Genomic DNA, 13142 nt, shown 5'->3' with positions numbered 1-13142 from the left:
GCGTCAGCTGACCTTGATCTGGTGGTAGACGGGGACGCTGAAGGGGTTGAGGGCGACGCCGGAGAGCCGCTGCGACCAGCCCGCGCTGCCGTTCTGGTACCACAGGGCGATCGCGGGGACCTGCCGCGGCAGGATCCGCTCGGCCTGCTGGAAGGTCTCGACGGCCCTGGCGGGGTCGCTCTCGGCGTTCGCCCGGTCGACGAGCCGGTCGAAGTCGGGGTCGCTGAAGTGCGCGTCGTTGGACGAGGCGTCGGTGTAGTAGAGCGGCTGCAGGAAGTTCTGGATCAGCGGGTAGTCCATCTGCCAGCCGGCCCGGAACGGGTTGCGCATCCGCTTGTTGACGATCTGGTTGCGGAAGTCGGCGAAGGTGCCGACGGGATCGCCGACGCAGGCGTCGTCCTTGCCGAGCGCGTTGTTGATGCTGTTGCAGACCGCGTCGACCCAGTCCTTGTGGGAGCCGCCGTCCGCGTTGTACGTGATCCTCATGGTGCCGCCGGGGAGGCCGCCGCCCTCCTTGACCAGCTGCCTGGCCCGGGCGGGGTCGTAGTCGCAGACCCGGCCGCAGAGGGTGTCGTCGAAGCCGCCGTCCGCGCCGAGCACGGGTGAGGTCCAGTCCCGGGCCGGGATACGGGTGTTCTGGAAGATCTGCCGGGTGATCTGCGGGCGGTTGACGGCCATGGAGATGCCCTGGCGGAGCTTCTCGGAGTTCCTGCCCGACCAGGCCTTGTCGTAGAGCGGGAAGGCCAGGGTCTGGATGATGCCGGCCGGGGTGTTGAGGTAGCGGCCGTCCAGGTCGGTCTTGACGTTCCTCAACTGGGCGGCGGGGACGTCGTCGACGAGGTCGAGGTTGCCGGCCTGGAGGTCGGTGTAGGCGGTGTTGTTGTCGGTGTAGACCTTGAGGTCCACGCCGCCGTTGACGGCCGCGTCGTCGCCCTTGTACCCGTCCCAGGCGCGCAGCCGCATGCCCTGGCCCTTGGTGTAGGACTCCACGCGGTACGGGCCGTTGCCGACGGGCTTCCTCAGCCAGGCGGCGTGGTCGGTGAAGAAGGCCTTCGGCAGGGGCATGAACGCGGCGTAGCCGAGGGTGTCGGGCCAGGTGGAGAACTTCTGGTTGAGCCTGACGGTGAAGTTCAGGTCGTCCTGCCGGGTCAGCCCGGAGAGCTTCGCGGCGGACGGCTTCCCGGACTCCGGATGGACCTTCCCGTAGCCCTCGACGTACCGGAAGAAGGACGCGTTGACCTGCTTGTTCGTCACGAGCGCGCCGTAGTTCCAGGCGTCGATGAACGAATCGGCGGTGACCTTCTCGCCGTTGCCGAAGGTCCAGCCGTCCTTGAGCCTGATCCTGAAGGTCCGCTGGTCCGTGGTCCCGATCGAGTCGGCGATGACGTTCTCGGCGGCCGCCGTCCTCGGGTCGTACCGCTTGAGGCCGCGGAAGATCATGTCGAGCACCTTGCCGCCCTGCACCTCATTGGTGTTGGCGGGCTCCAGAGGATTCTGCGGATCGGTCCACGAGGCGCTGAACACACCCGGGCCGCCGGTGCCGCCGCCCCCGTCCCCACCTCCGCAGCCCGTAGCCACCAGGGCGGCCGCGGCCGCGCAGACGGCCCACCTCGCCGCGCTCCGTCGCATCGGATGCCTCCTCGGGGAGCTCTACGCCATGAAGGACTCGAGACTCACCATGACATCGCAAACCCATACATATTGCACAGCGGCTCACCGGCCCGGGGTGACCACGAGGGGGACAGAGGGTTTTCCCTATGCACCGATCCGTCAATGAGGGGTATCCCGATAGTCAGGTTAAATTTCGACCAAAAAAATAAAGGATCCATCACGACGAACCGGTGCTCGTTGACGCGGCCATAATTCGGTTGCGAAAGTCCCATCAACCCTGCAAGCCCGGCCGGAATACGCACGACCTGCGCAGACGGCCGGAGTTCAAATGTTTCGGCCGTGCTACACCACTATGTCAGAAGCGGCCGGCGAAGAAAGTTCAATCTTGTTATTCGTTCGAAACGAACCGACTGAGAGTGTGAGCCGTGGGCCGTTACCTGCTGCGCCGACTGATCAACAACGTGGCGCTGGTTCTGATCGCGGCCTCACTCACGTACTTCCTGGCGGCGATCAGCCTGAACCCGCGGGCCAACTTCGCCGGCCGCAACCCCCCGGTGGCGGCCTCGTCGGTGACGGCCACCCTGAACGAATACAACCTCAACCCGGACACCCCGGTCGTGGTCCGCTTCGCCCACTGGGCGAACGGCGTGGCCCACGGGGACCTCGGACGGACCGTCACCGGCGGTGAGGTCAACGACGAGTTCGGCCGGCGCGTCGGCGTGAGCACCCGCCTGCTGCTGATCGCCACCATCCTGGGCTCCATCGGCGGTGTCCTGATGGGCGCCTGGGGGGCCATCAGGCAGTACCGGACGTCGGACCGGGTGACCACACTGGCCTCGTTCTTCGTCCTGGCCATGCCGGTGTTCGTGATCGCGGTGACCTTCAAGCTCTGGGCGATCGACATCAACGACGCCGTCGGGCACAAGGTCATCGAGTACACGGGCGAGTACGATCCCGGGCTGACCGGGACGGGTGAGATCCTCGCCAGCCGGCTGCAGCACCTGCTGCTGCCCAGCCTGACCCTGATCGTCATCCAGGTCGCCCTCTACAGCCGCTACCAGCGCAGCACCATGCTGGACGTGCTCGGCAGCGACTTCCTGCGCACCGCCCGGGCCAAGGGCCTGTCGCGGCGAGCGGCGCTGATGAAGCACGGCCTGCGCACCGCGGTCCTCCCGGTGGTCCCGCTGCTGGTCTACAACGTCGTCCTGCTCTTCACCGGAGCCACCTTCACCGAGAAGATCTACGGTTGGCACGGCATGGGCGAGTGGCTCGTCAACTCCATCAGCACCAACGACGTCAACGCGGTCGCCGCCGTCGGCATGTTCACGGCGTGCGTGGTGCTGATCGCCGGCCTGCTGTCCGATGTGCTCTACGCGGCGCTCGATCCCCGCGTACGGGTGCGCTGAGACCCACCGCACCCCTCCGCCGCCCCGATCCCGCGTTCCCAGGAGCCTCCACCCATGGCCGTCCAGACCCCCTCCGTGCAGCCTCCCGCACCGGCGTCCGCCGTGCCGGGCGACCAGCCCGCCCGGCGCCGCGTGAGCGGCCGGCTCCGGCTCACCGCCGTCCGCTTCTCGCGCAACCGCATGGCCCTGTTCGGGCTGGTCATGCTGGTGCTGCTCTTCCTGATGGCCTACGTCTCGCCGCTGTTCTACAAGTGGGACTACACCGAGCTGGACTTCACCGCCTTCCAGAAGCCGCCCTCGGGCGAGCACTGGTTCGGCACCGACCAGACGGGCTCCGACCTCTTCGCCCTCACCGCGCGCGGCATGCAGAAGTCCCTGGTCATCGGCATCCTGACCGGCCTCATCTGCACCTTCGTCGCCGCCGCGGTCGGCGCCAGCGCCGGCTACTTCGGCGGCTGGACGGACCGTTCCCTGATGTGGGTGGTCGACCTGCTGCTGGTGATGCCCAGCTTCCTGATCATCGCGGTGCTCTCGCCCCTGTTCCAGGGCACCACCTGGCTGGTGTTCGTGGTGCTGCTGGCGGGGTTCAGCTGGATGATCACCGGACGGGTGGTCCGCAGCATGACGCTCACCCTGAAGGACCGTGAGTTCGTCAAGGCCGCCAAGTACATGGGCGTACCCGCGCCCGTCATCATCTTCCGGCACATCCTGCCGTCGATGGCCTCGATGCTGATCATCGACGGCACGATCCAGGTCGGCGCGGCGATCATCGGCGAGACCAGCCTGTCGTACTTCGGCTTCGGCGTGCAGTCCCCCGACGTCTCGCTGGGCACGGTCATCGCCACCGGCACGCCGGCGGCCCCGTCCTTCCCGTGGCTGTTCTACTTCCCGGCCGGGTGCCTGGTGCTGATCTGCCTGTCGATCGCCTTCATCGGCGACGGCCTGCGCGACGCGCTCGACCCCAACTCCAGCGGCGCCAAGGCCCGCGCCCCCCGCACCTCCAAGAGCACCGCCAAGAGCACCACCAAGGAAGGACGCACGTCGTGAGCGAGACGCCCCCCGCCCTCGAGGTCACCGACCTCCACGTCTCCTTCCCGAGCGAGGCCGGGCCGGTCAGGGCCGTGCGCGGCGTGTCCTTCTCGGTGCGTCCCGGCGAGGTCCTCGGCATCGTCGGCGAGTCCGGCTCCGGCAAGTCCGTGTCCTCCCTCGCGGTCCTCGGGCTGCTCCCGGAGACCGCCGACATCAAGGGCTCGGTCAAGCTGCACGGCCGCGAGCTGCTGGAGCTGGACGACCGGGACATGACGGAGATCCGCGGCAAGGACATCGCAATGGTCTTCCAGGACCCGCTGTCCGCGCTGACCCCGGTCTACTCGGTCGGCGACCAGATCGTCGAGGCGCTGCGGATCCACCAGGACCTGGACAAGGACGCGGCCCGCAAGCGCGCGGTCGAACTGCTGGAACTGGTGGGCATCCCCGACCCGGCGCGGCGCGCCGACGCCTTCCCGCACGAGTTCTCCGGCGGCATGCGGCAGCGCGCGATGATCGCCATGGCGATCGCCAACGACCCCGAGGTGATCATCGCCGACGAGCCGACGACCGCCCTGGACGTGACCATCCAGGCGCAGATCCTGGACGTCCTGAAGAAGGCCCAGGAGGTCACCGGCGCCGCGATCGTCATGATCACCCACGACCTGGGCGTGGTGGCCGGCTTCGCCGACCGGGTCCAGGTGATGTACGCGGGCCGCCCCGTGGAGACGGGGACCGTGGACGACGTCTACTACTCCCCGCGCATGCCGTACACCATCGGCCTGCTCGGCTCGATCCCCCGGCTCGACGACGGCGGACGCCACGCGCTGACCCCGATCGACGGCAATCCGCCCTCGCTGGTGGACCTGCCGGACGGCTGCCCCTTCGCGGCCCGCTGCCCCATCGCGACCGACCTGTGCCGGCGCGTCGAGCCCGAACTGACCGTGCGCGACGGCGGCAACCACCCCACGGCCTGCCACCGCAGCCACGAACTGGTGGCGGGCGGCGCGCTGGACCCCGCGACCATCTACCCGGTGCCGCCGCTGCCCGAGGCCCCGGTGGACTCCGTGCCCCGCCACGACCGCGCCCCGGTGCTGGAGGTCAACGGGCTGGTCAAGCACTTCCCCCTGCTCTACGGCGCGGTCGTCAAGCGCAAGGTGGGCGAGGTGCGTGCCGTCGACGGCATCAGCTTCGACATCCGCGAGGGCGAGACCCTGGGCCTGGTGGGCGAGTCGGGCTGCGGGAAGACGACCACGCTGCTGGAGATCCTCGACTTGCCGTCCGGGCAGTCCGGCACGGTCACCGTCTTCGGCAAGGACATCCGGGGCCTGAAGGGCGCCGAGCGCAAGGCGCTCCGCCGCGACCTGCAGGTCGTCTTCCAGGACCCGATGGCCGCGCTGGACCCGCGGATGCCGGTCGGCGACATCCTCGCCGAGCCGCTGAAGACCCACGGCTGGTCCCGGGACCGCGTCGCCGCCCGGGTGCCGGAGCTGCTGGGCCAGGTCGGCCTCGACCCGGACCACGTGGACCGCTTCCCCGCGGAGTTCTCCGGCGGTCAGCGGCAGCGCATCAGCATCGCGCGGGCGCTGGCGCTGGAGCCCAAGCTGGTCGTCCTGGACGAGCCGGTCTCGGCGCTGGACGTCTCGATCCAGGCCGGTGTGCTCAACCTGCTGGACGAGCTCAAGGCCCGCATGAACCTGAGCTACCTCTTCGTGGCGCACGACCTGTCCGTCGTCCGCCACATCGCCGACCGCATCGCGGTGATGTACCTGGGCCGGATCGTCGAACTCGGCACCGCCGAGGCGGTCTTCGAAGCGCCCTCCCACCCGTACACCCAGGCGCTGCTCTCCGCCGTGCCGCTGCCCGATCCCCGCAAGGAGCGCGAACGCAGGCGCATCCTGCTCACCGGTGACCTTCCCAGCCCCGCGGACGTGCCGACCGGCTGCCGATTCCGCAACCGCTGCCCGAAGTTCGCCTCCCTGGACGAGTCCGACCGCGGCCGGTGCCGCGAGGAGGACCCGGCACCGACCGGACTGGCGGGCGACCACACCGCGGCCTGCCACTTCGCCGCCGCCGTCACCGTCGTGTGATTTCCCACCCCGCAAGAGGAGAGAGAGTCCGTTGAACAGAACACGTATGTCCGTCGCCGTGGTGGCGCTGGCCACGGCGAGCGCGCTGACCCTGACCGCGTGCGGCGGCGGGGACGGGAAGGACGCCGCCGGGTCCAAGAAGAACTCGGTGCCCAAGTCCAGCGTCAACAACATCAAGGCCACCGACCGCGACCAGCTCAAGCAGGGCGGCACGGTGAACTGGCCGCTGGGCGAGATCGCCGAGAACTTCAACTACAACCAGGTCGACGGCACCCTGGCCGACGGCTTCGACGTCGAGCGCGCCGTGATGCCGATCATCATGATGTCCGACGCCACCGGCACGGTCGCCCCCAACCCGGACTACCTGTCCTCGGCGGAGGCCTCCGACAGCTCCGGCAAGCAGGTCGTCACGTACAAGATCAACCCCAAGGCCAAGTGGTCCGACGGCACCCCGCTGTCCTGGAAGGACTTCGAGGCCAGCTGGAAGGCGCTGAACGGCAAGGACGCCAAGTACAAGATCTCCTCCAGCACCGGCTACGAGCTGATCAGCGGCGTCGCCAAGGGCGCGAACGACCAGGAGGCCGTGGTCACCTTCTCCAGCCCCTTCGGTGACTGGAAGAGCCTGTTCAGCCCGCTGTACCCGGCCCAGGTCATCGGCACCCCGGACGGCTTCAACACCGGCTACCTGGGCAAGTTCCCGGTCACCTCGGGCGCCTTCAAGTTCCAGGGCATCGACAAGACCACCAAGACCCTGACCGTCGTGCGCGACGACGCCTGGTGGGGCAACAAGGCCATCCTGGACAAGATCATCTACCGGGCCCTGGACTCGGACGCCACCGCCGGCGCCTTCGCCAACGGCGAGGTCGACTTCTTCAACGTCGGCCCCGACTCGGCCGCCTACAAGCAGGCCAAGGAGGTCAAGGGCGCCGACATCCGCAAGGCGGCCGGCCCCAACTACCGCCACGTCACCTTCAACGGCGCCCGCGGCCCGCTGAAGGACGTCAAGGTCCGCCAGGCCATCATGTCCGCACTGAACCGGCAGGCCATCGCCGAGTCCGACCTGCAAGGTCTGGACTGGGACGCCAAGCCGCTCAACAACCACTTCTTCGTCACCAACCAGAAGGGGTACAAGGACAACGCCGCGGGCATCGGCGTCTTCGACCAGGCCAAGGCCAAGAGCCTGCTGGACGAGGCCGGCTGGAAGCAGGGCGGCGAGTTCCGCACCAAGGACGGCAAGACCCTTGAGCTGGACTTCGTCATCCCGGCGAACGTCAGCACCTCCGCCAACGAGGGCAAGCTGATGCAGCCGATGCTCAAGGCGGTCGGCATCAAGATGAACATCAAGTCGGTGCCGCTGCAGGAGTTCTTCGACAAGTACGTCAACACCGGCAGCTTCGACCTGACGGCCTTCTCCTGGCTCGGCACGCCCTTCCCGGTGTCGTCGACCAAGTCGATCTACGCCAAGCCCGTGGGCGACAACATCCAGCAGAACTACACCGGCGTCGGCAGCGACGAGCTGGACGCGGCGATGAACAAGGCCGCCGCGGCCACCGACCCGGCCCAGGCGATCACCGACGCCAACGCCTCGGACCTGCTGATCTGGCAGCAGGCCAACCTGCTGCCGCTGTACCAGCGCCCCGACATCTACGCGGTGAAGAAGAACCTGGTCAACATCGGCGCCTTCGGCTTCCAGGACCTGCGCTACGAGAACATCGGCTTCCTGAAGTAGGCCTCCCCGCCGGCTCCCGGCACCCTCGTCCGCCCCGTCACCACCCGGTGACGGGGCGGACCCCTTCGTACCCGTGGCGCGTGCGGGGCCGTCGCCGCGGGACCGTCGACGGCCCCGCACGCACCGGCCCTCCGGCAGGACAGGATCCCCCGCCCGTGCTCGAGAACTCGCTGCCGTACGCCCATGTCTTCGCCCACTTCGGGGTGGCGCCGGGCGACCGTCCCGCCCACTCGCTCCACCCGCACTCACCGGTCTTCCGGTGCCGCGTGGCAGGTACGGAGGCGGTGCTGAAGAGGGCCGCCTCGCCGGAGTCCGCGGCGACGGCCCTCGCCGGCTGGACGCGCGCCCTGGCGGCGCGGGACGTACCGGTGGTGACCCCGCTCGACGGGCCCGCCACGAACCCGGCCCGGATGGGCGAGGAGGCCTGGGTGGCCTATCCCTGGGTGGAGGGCCGCCCCTACTCGGGCACGGACGCGGACATCGAGGCGGCAGGCGACCTGCTGGGACGGCTGCACGCGCACAGCGCCGACGGCCCCGCCGGCGTCCCGGCCTTCACCTGGCCGGACCACGAACCGGCGGACCTCGAGGCCGAACTCGACGCGCTGCGCCCCGCCCTGGAGCGCCACGCCCCGGCGGTCCGGGAGGCCGCGACGGCCCGGCTGGAGCGGTGGTCCCGGACGCTGATGACGCAGCTGATGCCCGCCCTGCGCGACGGGAACCTGCCGCATGTCGTCGCGTCGATGGACTTCAAGGCGAACAACCTGGTCTACGCCGCCGGCGGACCGGTGCTCGTCGACCCGGAGAACGCCGAGTACGCGCCGCGGCTGCTCGACCTCGCACTGGCGCTGCTGCTCTTCCACACCGAGTCGCCGGCCGCCCCGCCACGGCCGTTCACGCCCCGCGAATGGGCCGTCTTCCAGGGCGCCTACCGCCGCCACTGCGCGCTGACCGCGGCCGAGGTGGCGCTGTGGCCGGTGGCCGTGCGCTACATGCAGGTCGAGTGGGGCATCTGGACGCTCCTGGACGCCACCGAGTGCGACGACTGGGCCGACCCGCACCAGGGGGCCTTCCTCACCGCACTCGCCCTCGCCGGGCCGGACGACCGTCCCGTACGGCCGTGAACGCCCGAGGGGCGCCCGTGCGGTGTTCGCGCGGGCGCCCCTCGTGGGTGGTGCGGGTGGTGCTCAGTTCACCGCGTGGACGACGTCCTTCTCCTCGGCGAAGTGGCAGGCCGACTCGTGCGCGGCCGGGGTGTCGTCACCCTTGAAGCGCTGCGGGACGGCCAGCAGCGGCTCCTCGGTGGCGCACCGGTCCTGGGCCTTCCAGCAGCGGGTGCGGAAGCGGCAGCCGGACGGCGGGTTGGCCGGCGAGGGCACGTCACCGCTCAGGATGATGCGCTCGCGGTGGTCGCGCGCCTCGGGGTCCGGAACCGGCACCGCCGACAGCAGGGCCTGGGTGTACGGGTGGGTCGGGTGGTCGTAGATCTCGGTGTCGGTACCGATCTCGGCCATCTTGCCCAGGTACATCACGCCGACGCGGTCGGAGATGTGGCGGACGATCGACAGGTCGTGCGCGATGAAGATGTAGGACAGGTTGAACTCGTCCTGCAGCTTCTCCATCAGGTTGATGACCTGCGCCTGCACGGAGACGTCCAGCGCCGAGACCGGCTCGTCGCAGATGATGATCTCCGGGTTGAGCGCCAGGCCGCGGGCGATGCCGATGCGCTGGCGCTGGCCGCCGGAGAACTGGTGCGGGTACCGGTTGATGTACTCCGGGTTCAGGCCGACGACGTCCAGCAGCTCCTGCACCTTGCGGCGCCGGTCGCCCTTCGGGGCCACCTCGGGGTGGATGTCGAAGGTCTCGCCGATGATGTCGCCGACCGTCATGCGCGGGTTCAGCGAGGTGTACGGGTCCTGGAACACCATCTGGATGTTCCGGCGCACGGCCTTCAGGGCGCGGCGGGACAGCTTGGTGATGTCCTGCCCCTTGTAGAAGACCTCGCCGGCGGTGGCCCGCTCCAGGTTCATCAGCAGCTTGGCGACGGTGGACTTGCCACAGCCGGACTCGCCCACGATGCCCAGGGTCTCGCCCTGGTACAGGTCGAAGGAGATGCCGTCGACCGCCTTGACGGCGCCGACCTGCTTCTTGAAGAGGATGCCCTGGGTCAGCGGGAAGTGCTTGACCAGGTTGCGCACCTGGAGGATGGGCTCGCCGCGCTCGACCGGCTTGGCGATGGCGGCCTCGACCGCCGCCACCTCGTCGGAGACGGCCTCGTCGTTCTTGGTGACGTCAGCCATGGATCGTCTCCTTCCAGAAGTGGCACGCGCTGCCGCGGCCCGGCAGCTCGCTGCCGTCCTTCTCGGTCACCCGGTGCAGCGCGGGGACCTCGGTGCGGCAGATGTCCTGCGCCATCTCGCAGCGCGGGTTGAAGGCGCAGCCGGAGGGGATGCGCAGCAGGTTCGGGGGCAGGCCCTTGATCGCGTAGAGCTCCTGGCCCTTCTGGTCCAGGCGCGGGATCGACTCGAGCAGGCCCTTGGTGTACGGGTGCGCCGGGCGCTTGTAGATCTCGTGGACGGGCGCGGTCTCGACGATCCGGCCCGCGTACATCACGGCGATCTTGTCCGCGACGTCGGCGACCACGCCGAGGTCGTGGGTGATGAGGATCAGGCCCATGTTGTACTCGCGCTGCAGGTCCGCGAGCAGGTCCATGACCTGGGCCTGCACCGTCACGTCGAGCGCGGTGGTCGGCTCGTCGGCGATGATCAGCTCGGGCTCCAGGGCGAGCGCCATCGCGATCATGATGCGCTGGCGCATGCCGCCGGAGAACTGGTGCGGGTAGTCGTTGACCCGCTCCTTCGCCGCCGGGATGCGGACCCGGTCCATGAGCTCGATGGACTTGGCCCTGGCTTCCTTCTTGGACATGCCCTGGTGGACCCGGAACATCTCGCCCAGCTGGTAGCCGACGGTGAGCACCGGGTTCAGCGAGGACAGCGCGTCCTGGAAGATCATCGCGATCTTGCGGCCGCGGATCTTCCGGCGCTCCTCGCCGGACATCTTGAGCATGTCCCGGCCCTGGAAGAGGATCTCGCCCTGCGGGATCTTCCCGGGCGGCATGTCGAGGATGCCCATGATCGCCTGCGCGGTGACGGACTTGCCGGAGCCGGACTCACCCAGCACCGCCAGCGTCTCACCGGCCGACACCGTGTAGTTCACGCCGTTGACGGCCTTGGCGACGCCGTCCCGGGTGTGGAACTCCACGTGCAGGTCGCGCACTTCCAGCAGCGGAGAGGTGGCGTCCCCGGTACGGGGCGCGGGCACGTCCGCGTTCTTGTCGATGATGGTCACGTACGCCTCCCTCAGCGCAGCTTGGGGTCGAGGGCGTTGCGGACCGCATCGCCGAGCATGATGAACGCCAGGACCGTGATGCTCAGCATGATCGACGGGTACAGCATGATGTGCTGCGCCGTACGGATCTGCTGGGCGCCGCCGGAGATGTCCTGGCCCCAGGAGACCACGGACGTCGGCAGACCGAGTCCGAGGTAGGACAGGGTCGCCTCGGCGGAGATGTAACCGCCGAGCGCGATGGTGGCGACCACGATCACCGGGGCGACCGCGTTCGGCAGGATGTGCTTGAACAGGATCCGCGAGGTGCTCGCGCCCAGCGCCTGGGCGGCGTGCACGTAGTCCGCCTGCTTGATGGTGATCACCGAACCGCGCATGACGCGGGCGATCTGCGTCCAGCCGAGGAAGGCCAGCGCTCCCGACACCACCCACACGGTGCGGTTGGTGAAGGAGTTCAGCACGACCAGCGTGCCGAGCAGGAAGGGGACCGCGAAGAAGATGTCGGTGATCCGGGACAGCAGCGTGTCGACCCAGCCGCCGAAGTAGCCGGCGATCATGCCGACCAGGCCGCCCAGCACGGTGACCAGGAGGGTCACGCTGATGCCGACGGTGATCGAGGCACGGGTCCCGTAGATCACGCGGGCGAAGACGCTGCGGCCCTGCCCGTCGTAACCGAGCCACCCGGCGGAGAACACCTTCCCGTACTCGGGCTTGCCGAGGTAGTGGTTCCGCAGGTCGGCGTAGGTCGGCGAGGCACTGGTGAACAGGCCCGGGAAGACCGCGATGAGCAGGAGGATCAGGATCAGGATGCCGGAGACCACGAAGTAGGGGTTGCGGCGCAGGTCCCGCCAGGCGTCGCCCCACAGGCTGCGCGCCTTCTCCGCCGCGGGCGCGGGCCCTGTGGCGGCAACGGCGTCCGCGGCCGTGGCGGCCATCGGGTCCGCGTTCTCGACGGCGGTCTTGGTGACGTCAGGCATAACGGATCCTCGGGTCCAGGACCGCGTAGAGCAGGTCGACGATCAGGCTGGTGAAGAGGAAGACCAGCACGAGGACGGTGACCAGACCGACCAGCGTGGTCCCCTCGCGGCGCAGGATCGACTCGTAGATCGTGCCGCCGACACCGTGGATGTTGAACAGGCCCTCGGTGACGACCGCACCGCCCATCAGGGCGCCGATGTCGGTGCCGAGGAAGGTGACCACGGGGATCATCGAGTTGCGCATCAGGTGCACACCGACCACCCGGCGCCGGGGCAGGCCCTTGGCGATGGCGGTCCGCATGTAGTCGGCGCGCAGGTTCTCGGCTATGGAGGTACGGGTGAGGCGCGCCACGTACGCCAGCGAGAGGCTGGCCAGCACGATGGCCGGCATCAGCAGCTGGCTGTAGTTCGTGTCGTCCTGGACGTTCGGTGTCATCCAGCCGAGCTGGAAGGCGAAGACCAGCTTGAAGATGAAGCCGAGGACGAAGACCGGCACCGAGATCAGCAGCAGGGTGAAGATCAGCACCATCGAGTCGGCGAGCTTGCCCGCGCGCATACCGGCCCAGACACCGAGGGCGATGCCCACGACCAGTTCGATCGCGAACGAGAGCCCCGCGAGCCGGAAGGTCACCGGGAACGCGTCGCTGAGCACGTCCCGCACCGGCCGACCGCTGGCAATCTGGTTGCCGAAGTCGAAGTGCAGGATGATGCCCGTCATGTAATCCCAGTACTGCTTCAGGATCGGCTGGTCGAGACCGAGTTCGTGACGGATCCGTGCCACGGTCGCCGGGTCGATGCCCTTGTCACCGCCGAGCGCCCGTACGGGGTCGCCGGGGAGGGCATAGACCATGAGAAAGATGAGCAGAGTCGTCCCGATGAAAACCGGGATCATCTGGAGCAGTCGCCGCGCGACGTAACGCCCCATCGTGCCTCCATGTCAGTCGCTGTGGCAGCAGAGATG

General features: G+C 68.8%; 10 protein-coding genes. 5 read left to right on the top strand and 5 right to left on the bottom strand.

Annotated features, from left to right (window positions below; all coding sequences use genetic code 11):
- Window positions 1–3: 3 nt before the first annotated feature.
- Window positions 4–1629: a peptide ABC transporter substrate-binding protein gene (locus tag ABZ479_RS00975; protein WP_500459188.1), complete on the bottom strand. Its 1626-nt coding sequence runs from the start codon at window positions 1627–1629 to the stop codon at window positions 4–6.
- Window positions 1630–2036: 407 nt separating this feature from the next.
- Here ABZ479_RS00975 and ABZ479_RS00970 point away from each other — a divergent pair, with 407 nt between their 5' ends.
- From ABZ479_RS00970 to ABZ479_RS00950, 5 genes are all read left to right on the top strand, one after another.
- Window positions 2037–3017, top strand: coding sequence for an ABC transporter permease (locus ABZ479_RS00970; RefSeq protein ID WP_500459187.1), 981 nt, complete (start codon window positions 2037–2039; stop codon window positions 3015–3017).
- Window positions 3018–3071: 54 nt separating this feature from the next.
- The gene (locus ABZ479_RS00965) at window positions 3072–4064 is read left to right on the top strand and encodes an ABC transporter permease (protein WP_499607116.1); all 993 of its coding nucleotides are present in this window, start codon (window positions 3072–3074) and stop codon (window positions 4062–4064) included.
- Window positions 4061–6133, top strand: coding sequence for an ABC transporter ATP-binding protein (locus ABZ479_RS00960; protein ID WP_500459186.1), 2073 nt, complete (start codon window positions 4061–4063; stop codon window positions 6131–6133). The genes ABZ479_RS00965 and ABZ479_RS00960 overlap by 4 nt, the downstream gene beginning before the upstream one ends.
- 31 nt (window positions 6134–6164) lie before the next feature.
- Window positions 6165–7862, top strand: coding sequence for an ABC transporter family substrate-binding protein (locus tag ABZ479_RS00955; protein ID WP_500459185.1), 1698 nt, complete (start codon window positions 6165–6167; stop codon window positions 7860–7862).
- 155 nt (window positions 7863–8017) lie between these two features.
- Window positions 8018–8983, top strand: a complete 966-nt coding sequence (locus ABZ479_RS00950; RefSeq protein WP_500459184.1) for a phosphotransferase — start codon at window positions 8018–8020, stop codon at window positions 8981–8983.
- 63 nt (window positions 8984–9046) lie between these two features.
- Here the strand turns inward: ABZ479_RS00950 and ABZ479_RS00945 are convergent, their stop codons facing one another.
- The 4 genes from ABZ479_RS00945 to ABZ479_RS00930 are packed head-to-tail and all read right to left on the bottom strand — an operon-like array spanning window position 9047 to window position 13106.
- The gene (locus ABZ479_RS00945; RefSeq protein WP_499607127.1) at window positions 9047–10159 is read right to left on the bottom strand and encodes an ABC transporter ATP-binding protein; all 1113 of its coding nucleotides are present in this window, start codon (window positions 10157–10159) and stop codon (window positions 9047–9049) included.
- Window positions 10152–11207 (bottom strand): ABC transporter ATP-binding protein, encoded by a 1056-nt coding sequence (locus ABZ479_RS00940; RefSeq protein WP_499607131.1) that lies wholly within the window; start codon window positions 11205–11207, stop codon window positions 10152–10154. Before ABZ479_RS00940 ends, ABZ479_RS00945 begins: the two co-directional genes overlap by 8 nt.
- A gap of 11 nt (window positions 11208–11218) precedes the next feature.
- Window positions 11219–12181, bottom strand: a complete 963-nt coding sequence (locus tag ABZ479_RS00935) for an ABC transporter permease (protein ID WP_500459183.1) — start codon at window positions 12179–12181, stop codon at window positions 11219–11221.
- The gene (locus ABZ479_RS00930; RefSeq protein WP_500459182.1) at window positions 12174–13106 is read right to left on the bottom strand and encodes an ABC transporter permease; all 933 of its coding nucleotides are present in this window, start codon (window positions 13104–13106) and stop codon (window positions 12174–12176) included. Before ABZ479_RS00930 ends, ABZ479_RS00935 begins: the two co-directional genes overlap by 8 nt.
- Between the last annotated feature and the right edge of the window lie 36 nt (window positions 13107–13142).

It is taken from the genome of Streptomyces sp. NPDC005722, assembly GCF_040630935.1.
Classification (GTDB): domain Bacteria; phylum Actinomycetota; class Actinomycetes; order Streptomycetales; family Streptomycetaceae; genus Actinacidiphila.
The sequence above is the reverse complement of the archived record's forward strand: the minus strand, read 5'-3'. Positions and strand labels throughout refer to the sequence as shown.

What these genes read in the sequence shown, in the direction of transcription:
- ABZ479_RS00930 (WP_500459182.1), bottom strand. Translation starts at nt 13,106, where the DNA reads ATGGGGCGTTACGTCGCGCGGCGACTGCTCCAGATGATCCCGGTTTTC.
- ABZ479_RS00965 (WP_499607116.1), top strand. Translation starts at nt 3,072, where the DNA reads ATGGCCGTCCAGACCCCCTCCGTGCAGCCTCCCGCACCGGCGTCCGCC.
- ABZ479_RS00945 (WP_499607127.1), bottom strand. Translation starts at nt 10,159, where the DNA reads ATGGCTGACGTCACCAAGAACGACGAGGCCGTCTCCGACGAGGTGGCG.
- ABZ479_RS00935 (WP_500459183.1), bottom strand. Translation starts at nt 12,181, where the DNA reads ATGCCTGACGTCACCAAGACCGCCGTCGAGAACGCGGACCCGATGGCC.
- ABZ479_RS00975 (WP_500459188.1), bottom strand. Translation starts at nt 1,629, where the DNA reads ATGCGACGGAGCGCGGCGAGGTGGGCCGTCTGCGCGGCCGCGGCCGCC.